At 61.1% G+C, this 21,623-nt stretch carries 19 protein-coding genes; 10 read left to right on the plus strand and 9 right to left on the minus strand.

Features of this window, described 5'->3' with window-relative positions; genetic code table 11:
- The first annotated feature begins 1 nt into the window (after nt 1).
- From FY036_RS08030 to repC, 6 genes are all read left to right on the plus strand, one after another.
- Nucleotides 2-706: an FkbM family methyltransferase gene (locus FY036_RS08030; RefSeq protein WP_148914186.1), complete on the plus strand. Its 705-nt coding sequence runs from the start codon at nt 2-4 to the stop codon at nt 704-706.
- Nucleotides 696-1,241 (plus strand): hypothetical protein, encoded by a 546-nt coding sequence (locus FY036_RS08035; RefSeq protein WP_148914187.1) that lies wholly within the window; start codon nt 696-698, stop codon nt 1,239-1,241. The genes FY036_RS08030 and FY036_RS08035 overlap by 11 nt, the downstream gene beginning before the upstream one ends.
- A complete protein-coding gene (locus FY036_RS08040; protein WP_148914188.1) occupies nt 1,238-2,503 on the plus strand; it encodes a sensor histidine kinase in 1,266 nt (421 codons plus the stop codon). The genes FY036_RS08035 and FY036_RS08040 overlap by 4 nt, the downstream gene beginning before the upstream one ends.
- Nucleotides 2,504-2,796: 293 nt before the next feature.
- Nucleotides 2,797-4,014: a plasmid partitioning protein RepA gene (repA, locus tag FY036_RS08045; RefSeq protein ID WP_148914189.1), complete on the plus strand. Its 1,218-nt coding sequence runs from the start codon at nt 2,797-2,799 to the stop codon at nt 4,012-4,014.
- The gene (repB, locus tag FY036_RS08050) at nt 4,011-5,024 is read left to right on the plus strand and encodes a plasmid partitioning protein RepB (RefSeq protein WP_148914190.1); all 1,014 of its coding nucleotides are present in this window, start codon (nt 4,011-4,013) and stop codon (nt 5,022-5,024) included. Before repA ends, repB begins: the two co-directional genes overlap by 4 nt.
- A 224-nt stretch (nt 5,025-5,248) precedes the next feature.
- Nucleotides 5,249-6,565, plus strand: a complete 1,317-nt coding sequence (repC, locus tag FY036_RS08055; protein ID WP_148914191.1) for a plasmid replication protein RepC — start codon at nt 5,249-5,251, stop codon at nt 6,563-6,565.
- Between the two features lie 71 nt (nt 6,566-6,636).
- Here repC and FY036_RS08060 read toward each other — a convergent pair whose 3' ends face one another.
- The 4 genes from FY036_RS08060 to FY036_RS08075 form a co-directional block, all read right to left on the minus strand.
- Nucleotides 6,637-6,846, minus strand: coding sequence for a hypothetical protein (locus FY036_RS08060; RefSeq protein ID WP_148914192.1), 210 nt, complete (start codon nt 6,844-6,846; stop codon nt 6,637-6,639).
- A 227-nt stretch (nt 6,847-7,073) separates the two neighbouring features.
- Nucleotides 7,074-7,496, minus strand: a complete 423-nt coding sequence (locus FY036_RS08065) for a type II toxin-antitoxin system VapC family toxin (RefSeq protein ID WP_148914193.1) — start codon at nt 7,494-7,496, stop codon at nt 7,074-7,076.
- Complete coding sequence (locus FY036_RS08070) at nt 7,493-7,759, minus strand: type II toxin-antitoxin system prevent-host-death family antitoxin (protein WP_148914194.1); 267 nt, start codon at nt 7,757-7,759, stop codon at nt 7,493-7,495. Before FY036_RS08070 ends, FY036_RS08065 begins: the two co-directional genes overlap by 4 nt.
- Before the next feature lie 83 nt (nt 7,760-7,842).
- Entirely contained in the window at nt 7,843-8,916 is a 1,074-nt protein-coding gene (locus FY036_RS08075) for a site-specific integrase (protein WP_407941146.1), read from the minus strand.
- A 326-nt stretch (nt 8,917-9,242) separates the two neighbouring features.
- Between FY036_RS08075 and FY036_RS08080 the strand changes: the two genes are divergently transcribed.
- From FY036_RS08080 to FY036_RS08090, 3 genes are all read left to right on the plus strand, one after another.
- Entirely contained in the window at nt 9,243-10,220 is a 978-nt protein-coding gene (locus FY036_RS08080; RefSeq protein ID WP_235897583.1) for a DUF1403 family protein, read from the plus strand.
- Between the two features lie 5 nt (nt 10,221-10,225).
- Nucleotides 10,226-10,921 (plus strand): SMC-Scp complex subunit ScpB, encoded by a 696-nt coding sequence (scpB, locus tag FY036_RS08085; protein ID WP_148914197.1) that lies wholly within the window; start codon nt 10,226-10,228, stop codon nt 10,919-10,921.
- Nucleotides 10,922-11,107: 186 nt separating this feature from the next.
- Nucleotides 11,108-13,222 carry an AAA family ATPase gene (locus FY036_RS08090; RefSeq protein WP_148914198.1) on the plus strand — a complete coding sequence of 705 codons (2,115 nt, stop codon included), beginning with the start codon at nt 11,108-11,110 and terminating at the stop codon, nt 13,220-13,222.
- Between the two features lie 151 nt (nt 13,223-13,373).
- Here the strand turns inward: FY036_RS08090 and FY036_RS08095 are convergent, their stop codons facing one another.
- From FY036_RS08095 to FY036_RS08105, 3 genes are read right to left on the minus strand one after another with little or no spacing between them, the layout of a single operon-like run.
- Nucleotides 13,374-16,853: an ATP-binding protein gene (locus FY036_RS08095; protein ID WP_148914199.1), complete on the minus strand. Its 3,480-nt coding sequence runs from the start codon at nt 16,851-16,853 to the stop codon at nt 13,374-13,376.
- The gene (locus FY036_RS08100) at nt 16,853-18,124 is read right to left on the minus strand and encodes a metallophosphoesterase family protein (protein ID WP_148914250.1); all 1,272 of its coding nucleotides are present in this window, start codon (nt 18,122-18,124) and stop codon (nt 16,853-16,855) included. The genes FY036_RS08095 and FY036_RS08100 overlap by 1 nt, the downstream gene beginning before the upstream one ends.
- Before the next feature lie 20 nt (nt 18,125-18,144).
- Nucleotides 18,145-18,561 (minus strand): NAD(P)H-binding protein, encoded by a 417-nt coding sequence (locus tag FY036_RS08105; protein WP_235897584.1) that lies wholly within the window; start codon nt 18,559-18,561, stop codon nt 18,145-18,147.
- Between the two features lie 183 nt (nt 18,562-18,744).
- Here FY036_RS08105 and FY036_RS08110 point away from each other — a divergent pair, with 183 nt between their 5' ends.
- Complete coding sequence (locus FY036_RS08110; protein WP_201744713.1) at nt 18,745-19,137, plus strand: winged helix-turn-helix transcriptional regulator; 393 nt, start codon at nt 18,745-18,747, stop codon at nt 19,135-19,137.
- Nucleotides 19,138-19,191: 54 nt separating this feature from the next.
- Here FY036_RS08110 and FY036_RS08115 read toward each other — a convergent pair whose 3' ends face one another.
- Nucleotides 19,192-19,569, minus strand: coding sequence for an alpha/beta hydrolase (locus FY036_RS08115; protein ID WP_235897585.1), 378 nt, complete (start codon nt 19,567-19,569; stop codon nt 19,192-19,194).
- Nucleotides 19,570-19,912: 343 nt separating this feature from the next.
- On the minus strand, nt 19,913-21,409 hold the full coding sequence (locus FY036_RS08120) for an acyl-CoA dehydrogenase family protein (protein ID WP_201744714.1): 1,497 nt from the start codon (nt 21,407-21,409) through the stop codon (nt 19,913-19,915).
- Nucleotides 21,410-21,623 lie beyond the last annotated feature (214 nt).

Here is a 21,623-nt window from a genome sequence, read left to right on the forward strand (position 1 = left end):
GATGAGCGAACTCAACATCCACGGCGTGCTCGTGCCGATCGCACCGAACGAAGTCTCGCCGGAAGTCTGGAACGCTCTGGAAACCGGCGCCTATGAGGCGAACGAAGCACGGCGAGTTGCTCGTGCCATACGTCCAGGAGATCGCGTTCTGGAGCTTGGCGCCGGCCTGGGCGTCATCACATCGATCATCGCCTCGGTTGAGGACGTTCGTGTCTGGAGTTTCGAGGCCGATCCGCAGACCACCCGGCTTGCCAAGCGTGTCATCGACTTGAACTGCGACGGCAATGTCGTGCTCTCAAACGGCATCCTGGCGGCGGGCCCTTCCAAGACGGTGTCCTTCTACCGTCGGGCAGACTTTTGGATGTCGTCGGGACTTGCGGAGCAAGGCCCCTATGCAGAGGTCATCGAGATCACATCAGGCGACATCGACGCCTTCATCGAGCAGCATAGCATCAACGCCGTGGTCATGGATGTCGAGGGAGCAGAGCTCGACCTGCTGCAGGACGCAATGTTGCCGGGGATAGAGCGCGTCTTCCTCGAACTGCACGACCACCTGTATGGCCTGGCAGGAGTTCAGGCGATCACCGCGGCCATGGCGCAAAAGGAACTGATCTACGATCCGCGGGGATCGAGTGGCCCCTGTGTTCTGTACTCGATCGACGACGGCGAAAGAAAATTCGATGCGGAGGTGGCCCATGCGATTTGACACATTCCCCGGCGCCCTCTCGGGGCTATTGGCCCTCGCTTCGATGGCCGTCGCCGCCTACACCGATCCGAGCGTCCTCACCATCGAAGGTGATCAGCGAACTGTTTCCGACCGATATCCCGTCGAGCGGTTGCGCTCGGACTTCGACAACGTCGAAATCGAAACGCGAACGCCGTGGACCAAGGAAGACGAAACCATCAAGTTCCGGGGTCCGAGGATCGCTGACGTTCTGCGGAGGCATGGGCTGCAGGGTGACAAGTCGGTGCAGTTCATCGCGTACGACAATTTCACCTCGGAGATCCTGCTAGAGGAGATCCAGAGCTACCAGCCGATCTTTGCGATCGACCGCGCATGCGTTAGCGCGGACGTGCAGTCCGGCAGATGCAAGACAGATCAGGAATTCACGCCGCTATCTCCCGAGGAACAGGGGCCGGTCTTTTTGGTCTGGCCCTATGATCAGCTCCCTGCGGAATATGTACCCGCCCGCAATTCAATCTGGGTCTGGTTCGTCGTCGCCGTCAGGCCGGTGGAATGAGGAGGTTTGCGCCAAGGCTCAAATCCGCCCTGCCCTTCACAAGCTTGGGTATCGCGCTGCTACTCTGCGGCGGGGCTTTCGTCCGATCCGAACAGTATCGTGCCGAGTCGGACCTGAACTACAGTCAGACGTACGAAGTTCAGTGGAGGACGACGCAAATCCGTGAGCATCTTGCTCGGATCCATGGCGAGCTGCGCCTGGCGGCGGCGACCGGTCGTATGGAAGCTGATCTCAAACGCCAGGTCTTTTTGCTCAATACGAATGTCGACCAGTTGCTGAAGCTCGAATATGCGCCAAAATTCTTGGGCGACCGCGATGTCGAGCTACTGCGCGGCTTGCAGGCCATAACGAGCAACCATCTTGATCCAATACTCGAAGGCAGCACGACCTTCAAAGGCGCGCTTCAGGTAATGCCTGATTTGGAACAGCGGATGTTCGAGGTTTCCGGGACCGCTGTCGCACATGCCGAGACCTTGAACGCGACGGCGCACATTGAAGAAGCGGCGTCGCGAAACAGGTTCCTGTTTGCGGTAGCAGTGGTACTTGCTGCTATCGGCTACACTATCATCCATCTGCGAAATGCCTTCGCCAGACGGCAGGAACAGCACCTGCGGTCGTTCTCTTCGCTCTACGCGCACATGACGCGGTCGCGTGTCACCGCCTTGAAGCTGTTTCTGGGCTACCAGGACGAAGGCGACGTAAAGCACCCCGAGATGTTGATGCCGGCGAGAGAAGCGGTCCAGCAGCTGGAAGCCATCACAAACGGCCTCGGCACAGTAGCGTATGCAAATAAGGATACCCGCCGGGAAAGTCTGGCGACGGTTCTCGATCAGCTAGGCACGGTCGGTCCCTGCAAACTTGTTATGCGCGTCACTCCGGACGCCGCTCAGGCAAAGGTACCGGCTGCGCCGATGCGCCTGATCCTCGATGAGCTCATCCAGAATGCCGGGGCCACACTTGGAGACAGGCCGAAAGGCCAGATCATGGTCGCCGCGAAGGTTGAGGATCATCGCTTCTTAAGGCGGCGCGACCTGTTGGTTGAGATACTCGATGACGGCCCGGGTATGTCGGCCGAGGTATTGGCGAAAGCGAAAACGCCATTCTTCTCTACGCGTGCGGGCTCACACACGGGGCTGGGACTGACAGGTTGTGCGCAGATGGCGGCCGCTTTCGAGGGCGAGATTACTGTCGCATCGAAATTTGGACGTGGGACTTCGGTACAGGTCCGAATACCTGTTGGAGGCGCTGCATCAGCTCGATAGTTCGCTGAGTTGCGCTTCTGCCTAATAGCCGCAGCGAAAGGCGTTTCCGGCAAGAGCGCCGGGTGAGTCGGGTGTCCCTCCAAGCGTTGGTTGCGTCCGCACGAACATGATGCCCCGCTTCTGCATCAAGATTGTCACCTGACAATTTCCGGAAAACGACTGAAAATCAGTATGATAAGTGGTTTTCGGACCGGTGTTAAGAAAGCGTTAACTCAATATTCCTTGACCGGTCGATGGGAGTCAGATCAATTTGCGCAAATTTACACGATTGGCTCAGTTTTGCGACTTTCACGATGAACCCAACCCGAGCTGTCAATTCGCGACCTAAAGGTGCTCAGGCGTTTGATGAAACGATCTGGGAAGATTCTCAGGCCTTGGGTTCTCAACTCCAGGTCTTGCGCGAGCGCCTATTCCCGCCGGAAGCCAAGAAGGAACTCCGTTCGTTCTCGACGGCCGAAACCGCAAAACTGATCGGCGTCACCGAAAGCTATATCAGAAATCTGGCAACCGACGAAGCGGGCCCGATCCCGGAGAAGGCGCATACTGGACGGCGCCGCTACACGCTCGAACAGGTCCACGCATTGCGGCAGCACCTAACGAAGGGCAAGACGTCCTATGTGCCATGGCGCAAGGATGGGGAGCACCTTCAGGTTATCGCGGTCACCAATTTCAAAGGTGGATCTGGCAAGACCACCACCGCGACACATCTCGCACAATATCTCGCCCTTCATGGCCACCGCGTCCTAGCCGTCGACCTCGACCCCCAGGCATCAATGTCCGCCCTGTTCGGCTATCAGCCCGAATTCGACGTCGCCGACAATCAAACGCTTTATGGCGCGATCCGTTACGATGAGGAGCGCCGGCCGCTCGCAGAGATCGTGCGCAAAACATATTTTGCGGGCCTTGATCTCGTGCCCGGCAATCTCGAGCTGCACGAATTCGAGCACGATACGCCTCGCATTCTGTCGAGCGGCGAGCACGACGACGATGGGCTGTTCTTTATGCGGGTCGCCAAAGCGTTGCACAGCGTGGCGGACGATTACGACGTGGTGGTCATTGATTGTCCGCCACAGCTCGGCTTTCTGACTATGTCGGCGCTGTGCGCTGCAAGCGCCGTGCTGATCACCGTGCACCCGCAAATGCTCGACGTCGCCTCAATGAACCAGTTTCTGGCCATGACGTCGCAATTGCTGGCGGTGGTGCGCGATAATGGCGGCAACCTCGACTATGACTGGATGCGCTATCTGGTAACGCGGCATGAGCCTAACGACGGTCCTCAGAACCAGATCGTGGCCTTCCTGCGCAATTTATTCGGCGAACGCGTGCTCACGCCGATGATGGTGAAATCGACGGCTATTTCCGACGCCGGTCTGTCAAAGCAGACGGTTTATGAAGCCCCGCGTGAGTCGATGCACCGGCAGACCTACGATCGCGCGTTGGAGTCGATGGACGCCGTGAATGGCGACATTGAGAAGTTGATCCTGCAGGCTTGGGGAAGGGCGGCCAAATGAAGAAACCCGATGGAAGGGGCAGGGACATCCTTCAGGGCCTCGTGGCTGCAGGCAAGCCAGGGCGCCCGACCGACGGATCGCTGCAGCAAGCGCGGCCGTCGGGCGCGGTCAAAGCGATGAGCCTGGGCCTTGATCGCCTTTCCGCCGAAGCGGCCCAAGCAAAGGCCTTGCGCGAAGAGCTAGCAAACCGCGAGACGACCCAGGAACTCGATCCGGCTCTGTTCAGTCCCTCGATCGTCTCGGATCGGATTCCGTCTACCAGCGACAGCCGCTTTCAGGAGCTGAAGGCGGCGATTGCTGAGAACGGTCAGCAGATACCGATCATCGCCCGCCCGCACCCGTCCGAAGAGGGGCACTTCCAGATTGCAGCTGGACACCGCCGCTGGCGTGTGGCGCAGGAGCTTGGACTAAACGTCAAAGCGATCATTCGTAAACTCACCGACCAGGAAGTGGTTATCCTGCAAGGCCAGGAGAACGGGCCGCGGGAAGATCTCACCTTCGTCGAGCGGGCGCGGTTCGCCATGCAGATGGAAAGTCACGGCTTTGACCGCGATACCTTGTCGGCCGCCCTGAGCGTCGACAAGCCTGAGATTTCGCGGCTTCTAACGGTGGCGCAAGCAATCGGTGAGGATCTGATCGTAGCGATCGGGCCAGCCCCGAAGGTGGGCCGTCCCAGATGGCTTCAGCTCGTCAAGGGACTCGAACAGTCCGGCGCACACGACGCGCTGCACAAACTGCGCGCCTCTTCGGAGTTCGTAAGCGCGGACAGCGATCAGCGCTTTGCGCTCGCTCTCCAGGCAGTTAGCCCCGGCAGGCGGGCGAGCAAGCGCCGACCGGCATCGTCTGACCGCGTTGCCTGGGTCGAGAAGAAGGGCGGCAACATCCGCCTAGTCTCGGACAACGCCGGCTTCGCAAGCTTTCTTCAGCGCCGCTTCCCTGCGCTCCTTGAGGAGTTCAAGAGCAGCCCTGAAGCCAAATCGAAAAAGACGCCGAAAGGAGCAACGCACTGAAAAACAGACGCTTTCGGGAAATTGTCAGCTGACAATTTCTGACTAGCGAGCCGCACAAAGAAACCCGGGCAAAGAAAAAGGCCCCCGAAAACGACATTCCGGAAGCCCTTCTCAGGTCTGGTAAACACGAGAATCGCACTTCCTGGAATCACAGTCAAGGCCCTCGGGCCGAGAGCGTCGATTCGGCGAGCGGATTTCTATTGCCTAGCAAAAGGTGAAGAAAGATGCAGACGCATATCACAACGACGCCCTTTGGGCGGCGGCCGATGACGCTTGCCATGATGGCCAGTCAGGTCGCAGCGAACGCCATGCCGGAAGGTGCAATCGTTCAAAAATGGCATGTCTTCAAATCCATCCGTGAAGCCAAGGATATGATCGGTGCCACGGATCGCTCGCTGGCGATCCTGAACGCGCTTCTCTCCTTTCATCGGGACACGGAGCTTTCGGCCGAGGGCGAACTCGTCGTGTGGCCGTCGAACGAGCAGCTCATGGCCCGATCAAACGGCATGCCGGCGACAACGTTGCGGCGTCATCTGGCCGTCCTTGTCGATTGCGGGTTGATCATCCGCCGGGACAGCCCGAACGGCAAACGCTTTGCGCGCAAGGGCAGGGGCGGGCAGATCGAACAGGCCTACGGCTTCGATCTGTCGCCGATCATCGCGCGAGCCGGGGAGTTCGCCGAACTGGCGGAGACGGTTCAGACCGAAAAACGCGCCTACAAGACTGCCAGGGAGCGCCTGACCTTGTTGCGCCGGGACATCGTGAAGATGATCGACGCTGGCATCGAGGAGGGGGTCCCAGGCAATTGGGGCAAGATGACCCGAACCTATCAAGCGATTATCGGCCGGCTCCCTCGAACCGCTCCCCGGCAACTTCTCGAGGATATCTGCGAGGACCTGGACCTGCTCTGGATCGAAATTCGTGACGTGCTGGAATCTTTCACGAAAACACAAAATTCGGACGCCAATGAGTCCCATTCCGGTCGCCACATACAGAATTCAAATCCAGACTCCATATCTGAATCTGAAAGCGGCTTAGGAGACAAAGAAGAAGCGGGCGGCAACGCTGCGGAAAACGACAACCTGCACAGCTTGCCCAAACGGGAATTGCCCTTGGGGATCGTGCTGGACGCGTGTGGAAACTGGCGCGAGCTAGCCAAGGATGGGGAAATCCGCAACTGGGGCGACTTTCTGGCGGCGGCGGAGGTCGCCCGGCCGATGCTAGGGGTCAGCCCCAGCGCCTGGCGAGAGGCCTGCGAGGCACTGGGCGAACGGCAGGCGGCGATCACGCTGGCCGCGATCTATCAGCGCGCCGATCAGATCAATAGCGCCGGCGGCTATTTACGCAGCCTGACCGATCGAGCGCGCGGCGGGAAATTCTCGGCCTGGCCAATGGTGATGGCGCTCTTGCGCGCGAAACTGGATACCCAAAAGGCGGCCGCGCAGACCCGAGGCGGGCCGCCGGACGATGGCGACAACAGGGAAGGGCGGCTCGAGGTGTCGGAAGCGCTTCTTAGAAGCCTGCGCAGGCCGAAATCCTGAGGCGGATGAATCGGTGCGTCCACAGACGGCTGATCGGTGGTACGGCCGCGCGCGTGGGTCGAGCCAGGGGCTCATTCTTCGCATACGAGACCGTCGAACGCCTCGAGCAGCGCATTCACGATCGCTTGACCCAGCGCCCGAGCTGTCTCGCCGATTTCAGCTTCGTCTCCGCGGCGGGAAGCGGTGGCCAGATTCGAACCCTGATCTGTCAGGATCGCATTGGCCCGATCGATCGCCCATTGTGCGAAATCGTCCCGGCTGTCGACGATTTTTTGTTCCACGACGGCGCGCTCCCGCGTTTACGATTCCTTTGGCCGATCCCGGCTATGATCAGGGCGCGCGATAGGTATTGCGTTCGCGCAATTACATTCTTGGCGTCTCAGGCCTAGCGGAACACGCCGTTCCGCTTTACCTGATCGAGAAGGTCCTTGACCGATGAGGGCGCGATCGAGAACAGCCGCATGTTTGTTGATTCAGTCATTCCAACTGGTCGAAGTTCAACCAAGATTCATGCGGTCCACGGATCGAGCAGCCCAAACCCAAAACCTTCGAAATCCTTTGTGTTGCGGGTCGCCAAGGTGAGGTGTTTCGCGGTCGCTGTCGCGGCGATCAAGCCATCCATGGATGACAGACCGCGGCCGCGACGCTTCGCCAGGGCCATCAGATCGCCCCAGGCTAGAGCGATCGACTCGTCTACATGGAGAACCCTTTGCTCGAAACGCTGCGGCAGATCCTGCGCCAGCCATTCAGCCAGAGTCTCGCGTTTCCGGCCTTCGTCCATGAGCGCGACGCCGCGCCGGATCTCGGCAATCGAAACTACGCTGATGAACGAACGGTCCTCATCAAGCTGGTCCAGCCATTCCAGAACCCGCGGGTCGGGGGCTGGCTTCGTCACCTCAGACAGAACATTCGTATCGAGCAATAGTCTCACAGCCGCAGATCACGCGGTTCGTCGCGCTGACGCTCGACGTCGAGATCGGTGCCGCGCAGCGGCGAATCCATAAGGAACTCCGCAAGCGTGCCCTTGCGCACCGTCTTGCGCTGCCATTCCTCGGCCGAGACGACAACGACACTTGGCTTGCCGTTCCGGGTGATCGTTTGAGGTGCAGACTGTGCGCGCTCGATGACCTCCGACAGCCGAGCTTTGGCTCCTGCGACGGTCCAGTTGGTATCTTCTCTGGGTGCAGACAGCATTGTTGGCCCCTATGACTACTTTGACTATCCTGACTATATGGGATTGCCTGTACGGCTGCAACAGGGGAGGGGAGGGGGGCTTTTCAGAGCCCTGATGCCTTGGTGAGATTAACGCGGAATCGATCGCGGCGGCGCTGATATTTGCGGGTCATTTCGGCCGAGGCATGGCCAAGCTGCTTCTGGACGTAGCGCTCGTCGACCTCGGCCGAAGAGGCGAGGCCAGACCGTAATGAGTGTCCGGCAAACAGCTTGCCGCGCTGGCCCTCGGGCAGGTCGCCGCGCACACCGGCGGCGAGTGCCGTCCGCTTGACCAAGCGTGCGACCTCCTGGTCGTTGAGCCGCTCGGCGCCGACGGTCTTGCCTTGCCCTGTCACCCGGCGGAACATGGGGCCGTGGGCGATCCGGCCGAGCTTGAGCCATGTCTGCAGCGTGACGACCGGGCAGGTGGCGTCGGAAGAGCCGCGACCGATCTCGACCTCACGCCAGCCTGTCTTGCCCCGCAGCGTCACCAGCATGCCTTTGCCCAGGATTTCGACCCAGCCCGAAGAATCCTCGGTTTGGTCGCGGCCGACGTCGAGACCGACGATTTCGGAGCGGCGCAGGCCGCCAGCAAAGCCGAGCAACAGCATGGCGCGATCGCGCAGCCCGCGCAGGCTGCCACGGTCGAGCGTCTCCAGCATGGCGATCAGATCCTCGGGCAACACCGCCTCCTTCTGCCGAGGCGGGGCGGCGTGCTTGTTGCGGATGCCAGCCATCACCGTGGCGATATGGCGGTCCTTGCGATCAAGCGCCTGGCCGCGCTGGGCAAAGTTCCAGGTCAGCGAGGAGAGCCGGCGTTCGATCGTCGACACGGAGTTTGGCTTCTTGTCGCCTGTTGCCGTGCCGGACGCGCAGGCCGTGATGTAGAGCCCGACGGTCTGCGGGTCGGGCGGGAACATCTCGACGCCCTGCCGGCGGCACCAGCTGGCAAAATGCTTCCAGTCCGAGGCGTAGGCGCGCCGCGTGTTGGCCGAGCTCGCCGCCTCGACGTAATCGCGGGCGCGATCGGCCAGCGCGTCGAGATGCGCCGGCAGCCGCGGGTTCGAGACGACCGGAAGGGGAGGGGAGGGCGCCTGGACTTCCGCCGGCGGTTCTTCCGGGGTGCGACCCATCGCCATGACGACGTCGATGATGTCGGGCAGATCGTCTGCATCGGCCGCCGGCTTCTCGGACCACAGCCGCGCAGTCGAAACACCATCTGCCGGCCCCGTGCTGTGGGACGGTGCGGAGGATCGCGCGAGGCGATTTTCGAGCATTTGGTCGACGTTTTGGGCCATTTCTCATATTAAGAGCAAAACGAACGATAATGCAACATTATCAGTCATTTTATCGTGTCGACAAGCGCGGCGGTTTGCACCCATTTTTGTTGCCAAAACCGCCGCCATGATTCATCATCCTCACGATGATTCTGCGCCCGAAATCCTCTTTGCGCCACCAAGGGCCGATGCTCGCCGCCGCTGCGGCCACTCCGGCGGTTGCGCTGCCAGGCTGGCTGCGCCGCGCCGTTCCGGACGCGCAAAGCCTTGCTACGGAAGGGGTTGAGGACATCGCAATCGCCGCGGGCGCCGCCATCGGGGCGCTCGACGCGGTGGTCCGCCGACAGGAACGATGGGCCGGCGCGTGGCGGCAACGGCAGGCGCTCGCCGCGGCGGCAGTGGCGACCAGGCAGGCCGGGCGCGTCGAGGACGCAGCGGCTCTGCGCGACGCCGTTCTTCTCACCCGACCCGGCGACGATGTCGGCCCGGCCGGCCACATGCTGCTGGCCTGGCGCCGTCTTGCGGCGCGGCCCGCGGAGGAGTTGCTGACCGCGGCGAGCATCGCCGGCGTGCTCGAGGGACTGGGTCTCGCTCGGGATGACGAGACGACGAACGAGCTGACCGACGAGCTTCGGCAGCTTGCGGCGACCGAAGGTGCTGTCGGAATGCTGATCGGCGCCTTTGCGGCAGTCGAGAGGCGCGGCCTTCCACTCACCGTTGGATGCTGGTTTGCCGACGCCATGCTCGCGCAGCGGCTGGGCTGGACGCACGCCGTGCCGCTGCTCGGTGGCGAAGCTGCCGGCGCCGATGGTTCGGGCCGGCAGCGGCGCGGCGCGACCATCCTTGCGCCGAAGGGCATCGAGGCGGACCCCGAACGCGCGAAAACTCTGCTCGCCGCGCAGGCGCGTGCGGCGTTGCGTGCCGTCGACCAGTCAGCCGACATCGAGCGCCGGGCCGACCGCCTGATCGCCGTGGCGCCCGGCCTTCGCGCCCGAGGCGCGGACGTCGTCGTCGATCGGCTCATGTCGGACGACGCGATCGTGGCATCGGCGAAGATCGCCGGCATGAGCGACCGCAGCCTGCGCCGACTGTTCGAGCGCCTGGTCGAACTCGGCGCCGTGCGCGAGCTGTCCGGCCGCTCGACCTTCCGCATCTACGGGATCTGACGACGATGGCGGAGGCGGCGCGGAAAAAACGAAAATCAGTAGACGGAGGCGACGGTCTCTTCGACCGCGAGCTCGACCATCTGCCGCCGGAGGCAAGGTGGCGGGAATGGATGAACCGCGTCGAGGCAACCATCTTTGCGGCGAGCGAGCCGGTCGGCCGGGACACGCTGGCGCGGATCGTCGGCAAGACCTGCAGCATCGATCTTCTCATCGACGACATCCGCGAGGAGCTGCGCGGCCGGCCCTACGATCTGGTCGCCGTCGCCGGCGGCTGGAAGCACCTGACGCGGCCGGCCTACGCCGACGCCATCCGAACGGCGGTTGGCGCGAGCGCGCGTGCCGTCGACCTGACCCAGTCGGAAGTGCTGGTGCTGATGTGCATCGCCTATTTCCAGCCGATCACCCGCGCCGATCTGTCCACCTTCTTCGGCAAGGAGATCAGCCGCGACCTGATCGGCAATCTGCGCTCGCGCGGCTTCATCGCTTCAGGTCCGCGCGCGCCGCAACCCGGCGCGCCCTACACCTATGTCACGACCCAGGCGTTCCTGCTCGAGTTCGGGCTCGAAACCCTGCGCGATCTTCCCGACCGTGAGGCACTCGAGGACGCTGGCCTGCTCTCGAAGGAAAAGCTGCTGGCCGGCGACATCATGCCAGAGTTGGCTGGCGGCCAAGAGGAGCTCGGGCTCGAAATAGACGAATAGCTGCACGTTGGGGACACAACTGCCGCTGGGCTCTGTCTGCTTCGCGGCCTTGCCAACTTTGTGCTGCGCCGCGGCCAGGCTTTGCCGATAGACAACGCGTTTGGCACCGCGTTACGCTGTCTACTGGGCGAGGAAGACGGTCGTGGATTTTACAGTAAGAGAATCGCGGCCGATGAGGGGGCGATTATGAAGCTGTCGAATATTTCTATTCGAAACCTAAAAGGCATTCGCGAGGGTGGATTCAATCCAACGACCTTTGCATGCCTTGTCGGAGAGAACAACGCAGGCAAGTCCACGGTCCTTCAAGCGGTCACTTACGCTCTCAATCGTCCAAGCCAGCTTCCGGATCAGCTGTACTATGATGCACAGCTTCCGATCCTAGTGGAGCTAGGATTTACAGGCATTACTGCTGCAGATATCGCGCGTTTGGCGGAGGAGCACCGCGCGAGGATCGAGCCCCTTGTGATCGATGGATCGTTTACGCTCAAGGTATCGTACCGCATTGGCGAGAAGGTCGAGATTAAGACCGCACGTTTGGTCCCGAACGAGCCCAGATATCAGCAAGAGACAATCAATGCTGTTTTTGCAGGCAAGACAGGAGCTGCTGTTCGCGCTGCGCTGATTGAGTCCTATCCGGAATTTGCGCAGGAGGTACCGGATGGTGCGATGAACCAGGGGCAAGCCAAAGCCTTCCTGTCAGCTAAGCTTGGCGAGTTGCCACCGGAAGCGTTTGCGCTGGCGGACGCGCCTCTGCCAACAGGGATTAGCTCGTCGATCACCGCGTTCCTCCCCGAAGTGATCTATATTCCGGCCGTCAAGAACCTTAGCGATGACTTGAAAACCACGCAGTCGACCTCGTTCGGTCGCCTCTTGGGGTTGCTTCTCGATGATATGACACCTGATCTCGCAGCCATAAATCAATCGCTGCAGGAACTCGATGGCATGCTCAACCGGATAGTGGTCGAGGGCGATGTCGTAGATGGGCGCCACGAAAAGGTGAAGGAGCTCGAAAACACGGTCGAAGAGTTTCTGAGCGAGAATTTCCCGCTGGTAAAAGTGGAACTCAGCATACCGCGGCCCGAGCTACGCACGATTCTCAATGCTGCTCAGATTTATGTGAACGATGGCTCAAAGGACCTTATCGACAACAAGGGAGATGGGATCAAACGATCGTTGACGTTTGCCCTGCTGCAAACCTTCGTGCTGCACTTGGCGGCGCGAAATCAAGTGGCGGCCGAGCAGGAGCAGGAAGTGGCACCCCGGCCCCTCCTGTTTCTGTTCGAGGAACCGGAACTCTATCTGCATCCCAAATCGCAACGAGTCTTGTTCGGTACGCTCGCGCGTATCGCGGAGACCCATCAAGTCATTGTTACAACGCATTCGCCCCTATTCTTCGCCCCCGGTGTCACGGCATCATTCGTCCGCGTTGCCAAGCGGGCGGCAGATCCTAAGCCAGTGGGCGTTCTCTATCCCGTCGACTTGACCCTTGATCAAGCCAGCGCGGAAGCTTTTCGATTGGCCCGTTTCGAGAACGCGGACGCTGCCTTTTTTAGCAGGCGGGTTGTGCTGTTTGAAGGTGAATCTGACGACGCATATTGCAGACATATTGCAAAGACGCTGAACGCGAACTGGGATTTCGACGCGAAGAATATCGCCATGGTTCGCGTGTCAGGAAAAGGCAACTTCGCAAAATACAGGCGTTTCTTCGAAAGCTTTGGTATCGAGGTCAAAATCGTCGCCGACCTCGACGCTCTGTTCGAAGGCTATCAACATCTCGGGGTCCCAGCCGAAGTCAGTCCTATCCGAGCAGAGACCATCGCTGGGATCGATGCTCGCATCGAGGCCTTGGGGATTAGGGCAGAGCCTGCCACCCGCCAGATTAAGGATCAACTTGGAAAGGAAAGCTGGCGTCAGCGATACAGCGCGGCGAAGGACGCTGTAGGAAAGCTCAGCCACGGAGAGGCTCTCAACGAGGATATTGTGAAAGCGCTGGACGACCTGTTCGTCTGGGAGAAGGATATCGCGCGCGTGAAAGCCTGCCGTGAGGACATTGATGCTCGAAACTGCCTCGTGCCGGTCCTCGATGCGATGCGCGCCAGTGGAATCTCGGTCCTCTCGAAAGGGGCGATTGAGGACTACTATCCGGCAGACACACCGGGAACCTCGAAACCGGACCGTGCCCTATCAGCTTGTAGTCTCGTAGCAGGCGCACAAATCGCTCGGGGTCTGTCGGCGTCGCTGGCCCCTGATCGGGAGCCCGAACTATGCGAGATCTTCGCCGAGATTTTTCTCGAGCCTTGAAAATGCAAGTTTTAAAGCCGTGCGTGCTGGAACTCCAGCTTACAAATTTCAGCCATGCTTTGAGGACTGAAGGGCGCGGTTGCTGTTGCAGAGGCCAGGTGCCCCTGGCGATCTTGACGTGTTTACCTGACCCGAGTCTTGCCGCCCACAACTACGCAATCTCATGCATGCCCGTTTGCGGTAGCACCTGAGATGCGATTTCGCATAGATGCCGATGGTGGGTAAAATAGATCACCTGACCTACCTGAGCCATCTGCGCAAACAGCCGGAATACCTCCTCCGACCGCGGTTCGTCGAAGGTTTCCATGATGTCGTCGGCGATAAAGGGGACGGAAGGCCGGGCTGCCGCGAACTCCTCGTATCCGGCAAGACGCAACGCCAGATACAGCTGGAACTGCGTGCCCTTGGACATCTCCACCGCAAGCTTGGAACCGCCATGCCGTGACAGACCGATGAGCGCTTCGCGATCCTTGTCGGGCCGCGTGGCAAGGCCGGTATATTCGTCGCGCGTGATCAGCCGGAACGCTTCGGATGCCCGGTTCATCATCGCGCTGCGATGTTTGTCGCGATAGGCGCGAATGCCGTGCTCGGCGACCAGGCTTCCGCTTCTGAGGCGAAGATAGCGCAGCGCCAGATCCTCGATTTCCAGGAGCAATGTGCGCCGGTTCGCCTCAAGGCGGGCAGCGGCATCATCGCCGCCAATGGCGGTCAGGCGATCGGTTGCACGCGCCTTGTCGGCGAACAGGTTCTTCGCCCGGCCGTCGAGATCTTCAAGACGTGTCACAAGCTCGGCCTGCTCCCGCTGCAGTTCGGCCACGTCGGCATCGGCAAGGTTGGCCATGGCAGTTTCCAGCGATGGCAGCTGCATATCACCAACGATCTGCCGTTCGAGCTTGCCCTGCTGCTCGACCAGTTCATCCCTTTTCCGGCAGCGTTCGAGAGCTTGCCGAACATCCGCAAGGGTCTCGGTCTGGAAGAAGTCTGTCGGTTCCTTCGTGCGCGCGGCATGGACCGCTATTTCGCCGTCCAGCCGTTCGCGTTCGATCGCGAGATCGATAAGGCTCTGGTCCCGTTCCTGTCGCTTCGCCTCAACCTGTCTGGCTTCCTCGTGTCGTCGGAGCAGGATCTTGGCGGCGTCAACGGGATTGCTGTCGTCGAATGTGTCGCCGAGAGCGTCATGCAGTTGGGCGACCGCTTCGACGAAGGACTTTCGATCTGCCTCCATGGAGTCAATGCGGTGTCGGAGATCATCCTGCTCGCGTAGAACTTCGGGAAGGCTGGCGATCGCATCGAGAAGCTCACGGACGGCGCCGACACTTCCTTCCCCGTTGAACCAGGTGCTTACGAGGGCGGTCGACCAATCTGTCTGCCAATTTTCAGCTGCGGTGACAGCATCGTCGAGCTCCGCTTTCCGTCGAACCGCGGCCGCTTCCAAGTCACCGATGCGATTGTGGGCGTCCTGCCGCTTGGTGTGCATCGCAGCATGGTCCGAGAGGATGGTGTCGGCCGCCAGCATCAGAGCGGCCACATCCAGACCATCGATAACGATCCCGACATTGATCAGGGTCATCGCGAGCGAATCCTGCTCCGTCGCGAGCGCAGTCCTGGCTTCTTCGGCGTCACTCGAGGCACGGCGCAAATCATCCCACGCAGTCAGCGCCGAAGTGCGGGTCTCAGCCCATCGGCCGATCCTTGTCAGCCATGACCCGACGGATGCATCGTCACCCAGATCGATTTCCGCTGGCGTTTCCGTCCTGATCTCGCGGCGCAGTGTCTGCAGTTCTTCATCGGTCTCCCGCAACAATTGGCGTTGGCGGTCGACGCTCGCCGTGGTTGCCGCCAGCCCTGCGGCCAGGGAACGCAGCTCCTCGAGTTCCCTGGCCCTGTTCAAACGTGCGGCCGCTGCTGCATCGGTCGCTCGCATTCGGGTCTCGAAGCGATCGGCCGTTTCCCGATCGAGGACCGACAGATGCTGCGCCCAGGCTTCTTCCCGTTCGAGAAGGGCGGCCTTCGCCTCATCATCATCCATGATGTCGATCGCTTCGCGGAGGGCAGCCAGCCGTGCTGCATCTTCCTCCTGCTTCGTCGAGAGCTCTCGTTGACGCTCGATGATCTGCGAGCGACGCTTCTCTATGTCGCTGGAAGCCCTCTTCCAGAATTCAACGCGATCGGCAGCGGGTGGCGACATGCGCCGAAGTTCGTCACCGTCACCGGACCATGGATGCAGCCCGCCGACGGCATCTTCAAAATCCTGGCGTTTGGCGGGAACACCTCGTTCGGCAAGGCGGAGTTCGGCAACAAGATTGCCATCGCGCAAGCGGCGCAGCACCGATTGAAGCTGTGCCACCTTGCCAGCATCGATCTGGGTGCCCTGGCCATCTAGTGCTTGGCGGGCACGCTGCTCTTTCTCAAGGGCCAACCGGGCTGCCTCATGCTCCTTTTCGGCCGATTGTCGTGCGACATCAACGCCGGACTTTTCGCTGATCAGATCACGCAGCGTCCCGATCGTGGCAGCCGGTATGAGCAGTGACTTCGGATCGTCGATGTCTGCCTGACCCAGCGTAGCGAGGATGAGATCGACCTTCCGGCTCGATCCAGACAGCGCCTGCGTCCTTTTCGGCAGATCTTCTTGCGCGGTCGCATATCGTGCGGCGGCGTCTGTCAGCTGATCGAGGCGATCCGCCATCTCAAGCAGACGGTTCTCGACCACGAGCCCTTCGAGTTCCTCCCGGGCCTTCTGCTCGCGCTGTCCAATGCCGGCGAGCTGGGTTTGAAGCCGCGTCTCTTCGACAATCAGGTCTGGAAGTGCGGACGCCCACTCAGCTGGCGGATGTGGCAGGTCCGCGTATTCGGAAAGCTGCTCGTCTCCCTGACGGTATTCGGCCACCAGGGGGTGGGCACGCAGGACGCGCGCGATCTCGTCGTGGCGGGCCTTTGCCGTACCGATCTCCTTCATGGCGGCGTCATAGGCCGCTTCAGCCTGCTCGAGCGCTGTCATCAGCGTTCTGTAAGCCGAGGCCTGGACGTCGATATCATCGCGCTGCGATTTGAGTTCCGCGATCTGGCGTTTCAGGCCGGCGATCTTCGTCGAGCTGGCGCGCTTCCGGAAAATGCCATCGGCCTCAGTGATCGCAGTCTCGAGAATGGAACTGATGCCGGCGAGGCCAGCGCTCGCCGAGAACAGCAACTCCCCCAGATCGCCCTTGCTTTCCAGAATGGCGTTGCCGCCATCTTCCAGCGTCTGATCGTCGAGCGAGAACATCATGCGATAGGCGTCGCGCGTCAGCCCGGCGAGCGGGACGCTCAGGATCGCCTCGTTGACCGGCTGCCCGTGCGCGTCTAGTAGCGAGTTGCTGCGCTGCTTGACGCGCTTGAATTCATGCGCCTGCCCGTCGAACTCGAGGCAGGCGCCGATCTCCATCGCCTTGCCTTGATGTAGGAAGCCGTAGCGCGTGCGTTCTTCTATGCCGAAGAGGAGATCGAGATAGCCAGAAAGGGCCGTCGATTTGCCTGCTTCGTTCAAGCCGTAGATGATGTGCAGGTCCGGCGTGCCAGCAACGTGTTCTCCGAAGTCGATCGAATAGTCTGTGAACTTGCCGTAGCGGGTGAGATCGAGCTGGCGCAGACGCATCAGCTGATCTCCGATACTTCCGGCTTCAACCGGGCCAGCATGTCCTCGCTGCCTTCCGTCAGCAACTGGTCGATCAGGGCTTCGAACGCGGCTTCGTCATCCCCGCTGAAACCGCGCGCCTCCGGTGGCATATCATCGCGCAGTTCCCTGACCAGATCACGCACTGCCTCGCGAACACCATGCTGGTGAATGATGTCGCTGCGCATCAGCTCACCGAGTTCCAGGACCGGGTCGGCGGTAATTCCTCCAACCGGCGTGCTGATCGGCGCCGTGGTGGCAATCTCGATCTTCTCGATCCAGGTCTTGCCGAGCCGTTCGGCGCGCTGCTCGGTTTCTGCCAGCAGCAGATCGCGATCACGTCGCAGCTGCCACGACAAAGGCGTTGGGCCCGTCAACCGAAGGCGGCCGACGAGATGGGCCGAGCGTATCCGATCGCGGACGACACCCATGCCTTGCTCAATGAGCTCGGCCGCCTCTCGCCAGGTTGCGGCGGATGAAAGGTCGACCGAGACCCGTTCGAACTGGGCAACGCTTGTTGCGCGTTCTTCGACGGTGAGGCTGCGATCGTCATTGACCGTGACGAGCGTGACGGATTTCTCACCTGCTTCGTTGATGTCGCGACCCTGCGGCATGCCCGGCATGATCACCATGCGATCGCCGGCATGTTGGGCACGAACATGAACATGTCCCAAGGCCCAGTAATCGAAGCCCCAGCTATGGAGGTCTGACGCCTTGCACGGCGCATAGAGATCGTGGCCCGGCGCTCCGGCGAGACTCGTATGCATAATGCCGATATTGATCGCGTCCGGGGTAGGGCGGTGATATTTCTCGAGGAGGCTTTCCGGTGCTTGCGGTTTTGAAAAGCTCAAGCCGTGAACAGAAATGCCGATGTTGCCTCTAGTGAGATTAATTGCCTCGGCGCGCCCACCAAATCTCGTGACCAAAGGTGGCAGGATCAGCTCCTGAGTGATCCTCGACATGGCATCGTGATTGCCGCGAATGATGAACGTCGCGATGCTGGCTTCATGAAGCCGCTGCATCTGGCTTGCCAGAAAGCGGGCGGTTTTCATCGACGTCTGATCGCCGTCGTATAGATCGCCAGCGATAATCAGTGCATCGACCTGTTCATCGATGCAGAGATCCACGATGGCGATCAGGGCCTGGCGCGTTGCGTCGCCAATCAGCTCGGCGAGATCACTATTGCGCATCGCCAGCGAGCGCAGTGGGGAATCCAGGTGAAGGTCGGCCGTGTGAACAAATCGAAATGCCATACAATGATGTTTGTCTGATTTCAGGGAGACTTTGAACAAGAGATTATCGTATTGCCATCGACAGCGCACAGAATCCTCATCCACGATGCGCAGCGTCGATGCATCCGCCTCTCTGGTGACGTCGGTTCGATGCTGCTCTTCGCATTGGACGCCTTGGCCCACACCATCAGTTCCATGATCTCGGTGAGGAAGACGACATGACCCACCCCGGCTTCCACCGCCGCATCGATCGCCGCGACGTTCTGGATGGCGCGCCGACCCGGTCGGAGATCGGAGGTCGGGATGACGAGCAGCCGGTCGAGCCCTTCATAGGCTGCCGCCAATGTCTCCGGCCGGTCATAATCGCCCGGCCGCGCCTCGTCGGCGTCGGCCGCCGCTTCGGGGGTGCGCGAGATCGCGACGATGTCATGGCCGCCGCGCGCCTTCAACTGCCGCACCGTCTCCGCCCCCAGCTTCCGCTCGCTCCGCTGACACCGATTTTCATTGCAGTCGCCTCACATCCGTGAATACGTACATTTTGTGCGTCACGATATGATGGTAACTTGAGAACGGCGCAAGAACGCACTGCAATGTGCCTCACGCACATCGATGATCGTGCCGAATGCAAATGCAGGAATACGATGAACGGAATTGCCATCAAGCTCACGGAACCGGACGAGGCCGACCACGAGGCCGCCAACTGCAGGGCGCTTGGCGAGATCCTCGATCGCATCGGCGACAAATGGACGGTGATGGTGGTCGGCGTGCTGTCGAAGGGACCGATGCGCTTCAACGCCATCCAGCGCACCATCCCCGGCGTCTCCCATCGAATGCTGACGCTGACGCTGCGCGGCCTCGAACGCGACGGGCTGGTCAGGCGAACGGCTTTCGCGACGATACCGCCACGGGTCGACTATGAACTGACCGAACTGGGTCGTTCCCTGAAAGCTCCGCTCGAAACGCTCGCGAAATGGGCGCGCGACCGGCAGCCCGAAATCGAGGCGGCAAGAGAGATGTTTGACCCGCGACCCTGAACTTCCTCCAGATTTGAGTAAAGTCCGTCGATCACTTGCTTCGATCCCCGACTATCAGCGGCAAGCGATTCCCGCCTGCAAGTCCGACATGGCGAACGGGTCGGCTGGATTCTGAATGAGCATCCTGGCCCTCCCCGAAACGTGCCGACGCGAGCCGAAAAGCCCCGCAAGTAGCTCGACCAGATAATCGCGGGAATAGGTGACGGAGTCACGATCGCTGACATAGCCGGTGATTGTGGCTTCCGACTGCCAGGCGAACAGGATCGGAACGGCGTCGATGCCGGAATCGGCCTGCATCTGCGCGAGGCGGAAAAGCGACTGTTGGAAGTTGTAATTGTAGCCGTGGACGAAGATGCCGACGTCAAGCCCGTCGATGCGATCCACGTTCATCGCCGCCATATGGATGAGCGCTACTTCACTGAGGCCGGACAAATGGCTTGCACCCGATGGTTCTGTTCAGACCGTCATCAACCCCCTCGCTATACGGAGAACATGCACACATGAGTGGAAGCTCTCTCGTGACTTGGAAGGCCTGCCTGGGAATGTCAGAGCGCGAGTTTTCCACGCGGCGTTTGAACAGGAATCAAGCGCATCGGGCGAGGCGACTTCGTGTCGCTGTTTAAAAATCCGATCGCGGCGTCGCTTCTCGCGGTGACGCTTTTCCTCGTGCTGTGGACCGTGTGGGTGAGCCTCAGACCGCGAAGCAGGCCCCTTTCGGAGTTGGTGGAACCCGAATGATGCGAAGCCTGTTTGAGATGTCGCGTATGCCTTCCGTTCAGCCCTGAAAGGCGCGGGCGATGATCGCATCCATGTCGACCGACGCCGGGAGCGTGCCGTAGGTCCTGCCGCCTGCATCGCCGAGGCGCGTCATGCAGAACGCGTCGGAAACTGCGTGTGGAGCATGGCGGATCAGCATTGCGGCCTGTATGGCCAGCGCCATTTTCTCCGCGAGGTAGCGGGCGCGGATTTCCGGCATGTGCTCGTCATAAACCATGCGGCGGCACTCCTCGACCGTCGCGTCAAGGCGCGAATCCTCGCCGCGAACCGCGTCCAGCTCGGCGAAGAAGACGTCGCCCGAGAGCGGCTCCTTGCGAAACGCTCGGATGATGTCGAGGCTGATGACGTTGCCTGGTCCTTCCCATATGCCGTGGATCGGCGCCTCGCGATAGACCCGCGGCATCACCGATTCCTCGATATAGCCCGGCCCGCCATGCGTTTCGAGGCATTCGTGGACAAAGGGAACGACGCGCTTGTTGACCCAGTATTTCGCCACGGCAACGGTTATGCGCCCGAAGGCGCGCTCTTCCTCGCTCTGCGTCGAGGAGTCGAAAGCGCGCGCGATGCGCATCATCAGAGTGGTCGCGGCTTCCGACTCGAGCGCCAGATCGGCGATCACGTTGCGCATCAGCGGCTGGTCGGCCAGCCTGCGCTGAAAGGCGGTGCGGTGACGAGTGTGGTGGATGGCTTGCGTCAGCGCCAGTCTCATCATGCCGGTCGGAATCAGCGCGCATCCGAACCTGGTATGCAGCATGAATTCCATCACGGTCGGGATTCCGCGCCCTTCCTCGCCGACCAGCCATCCGTGCGTTTCCTCGAACTCAAGTTCGGTCGAGGGGTTCGACCTGTTGCCGAGCTTGTCCTTGAGCCGCTCCAGCGAGATCGGGTTGCGTGTCCCGTCGGAAAGCCAGCGCGGCACCAGAAAGCACCCCGGACCCTTCTCGGTCTGCGCCACGACGAAGATGATGTCTGCCCCCGCTGCCGAGCAGAACCATTTATGGCCAGTCAGAAGATACTCGTTGCCGGGGCCGGGTTGCCCCGCGGGCGTCGCGAAGGTGGTGTTGCGGCGTATGTCGGAGCCGCCCTGCTTCTCGGTGGACGTGAACGCCATGGTGATGCTGTTCTTCTCCCCATGCGGGATCGGACGGGGATCATACTCGGTGGACACCATCAAAGGTTCCCACACCTTGGCGAGGTCCGGCTGCTTGCGCAGCATCGGCACGATTCCGTAGGTGATGTCGACGGGGCACAGCACGCCGCATTCGAGCTGCGAGAAGAGTATCTCGGCCGCGCCACGTGCGACATGCGAGCCCGGCCGGTTGGCGCGCCATGGCAGCGCATGAACCTCATGCCTGAAGGCCAGCCCGAGTATATCGTGCCAGGCCGGATGGAACTCGACCGTGTCGACGCGCTGTCCGAACCGGTCGAAGCGGCGGAGCTCGGGCACGATCCGATTAGCCAGAAGCGTCTTTTCGATCCACTCGGGAGCGAACACCTTGCCGCCCAGTTCGGCCAGGTTCCCGGAGGCCCATTCACCCCCTCGCGCGCCACGGCTTCCCTGAGGACGGTGTCGTTCTCGTAAGCATTCGCGAATTCAAGCGGAGGCGGCTGGTTCTCCACCGTGTGGGTCCGAAGCCGCGACCGCGGTTGCAGGTACGACATTGCACGCCTCCCATGGCTCGAACGCCTGCACCACGGGCTTCTCCGGG

It is taken from the genome of Neoaquamicrobium microcysteis (genome assembly GCF_008180155.1).
GTDB lineage: Bacteria > Pseudomonadota > Alphaproteobacteria > Rhizobiales > Rhizobiaceae > Aerobium > Aerobium microcysteis.

Coding starts and splice junctions, on each gene's coding strand:
- repB (WP_148914190.1), top strand. CDS start 4,011: ATGAAGAAACCCGATGGAAGGGGCAGGGACATCCTTCAGGGCCTCGTG.
- FY036_RS08100 (WP_148914250.1), bottom strand. CDS start 18,124: ATGGCATTTCGATTTGTTCACACGGCCGACCTTCACCTGGATTCCCCA.
- FY036_RS08040 (WP_148914188.1), top strand. CDS start 1,238: ATGAGGAGGTTTGCGCCAAGGCTCAAATCCGCCCTGCCCTTCACAAGC.
- FY036_RS08080 (WP_235897583.1), top strand. CDS start 9,243: ATGCTCGCCGCCGCTGCGGCCACTCCGGCGGTTGCGCTGCCAGGCTGG.
- FY036_RS08070 (WP_148914194.1), bottom strand. CDS start 7,759: ATGCTGTCTGCACCCAGAGAAGATACCAACTGGACCGTCGCAGGAGCC.
- FY036_RS08095 (WP_148914199.1), bottom strand. CDS start 16,853: ATGCGTCTGCGCCAGCTCGATCTCACCCGCTACGGCAAGTTCACAGAC.
- FY036_RS08090 (WP_148914198.1), top strand. CDS start 11,108: ATGAAGCTGTCGAATATTTCTATTCGAAACCTAAAAGGCATTCGCGAG.
- scpB (WP_148914197.1), top strand. CDS start 10,226: ATGGCGGAGGCGGCGCGGAAAAAACGAAAATCAGTAGACGGAGGCGAC.
- repA (WP_148914189.1), top strand. CDS start 2,797: ATGAACCCAACCCGAGCTGTCAATTCGCGACCTAAAGGTGCTCAGGCG.
- FY036_RS08075 (WP_407941146.1), bottom strand. CDS start 8,916: ATGGCGATGGGTCGCACCCCGGAAGAACCGCCGGCGGAAGTCCAGGCG.
- repC (WP_148914191.1), top strand. CDS start 5,249: ATGCAGACGCATATCACAACGACGCCCTTTGGGCGGCGGCCGATGACG.
- FY036_RS08110 (WP_201744713.1), top strand. CDS start 18,745: ATGAACGGAATTGCCATCAAGCTCACGGAACCGGACGAGGCCGACCAC.
- FY036_RS08035 (WP_148914187.1), top strand. CDS start 696: ATGCGATTTGACACATTCCCCGGCGCCCTCTCGGGGCTATTGGCCCTC.
- FY036_RS08030 (WP_148914186.1), top strand. CDS start 2: ATGAGCGAACTCAACATCCACGGCGTGCTCGTGCCGATCGCACCGAAC.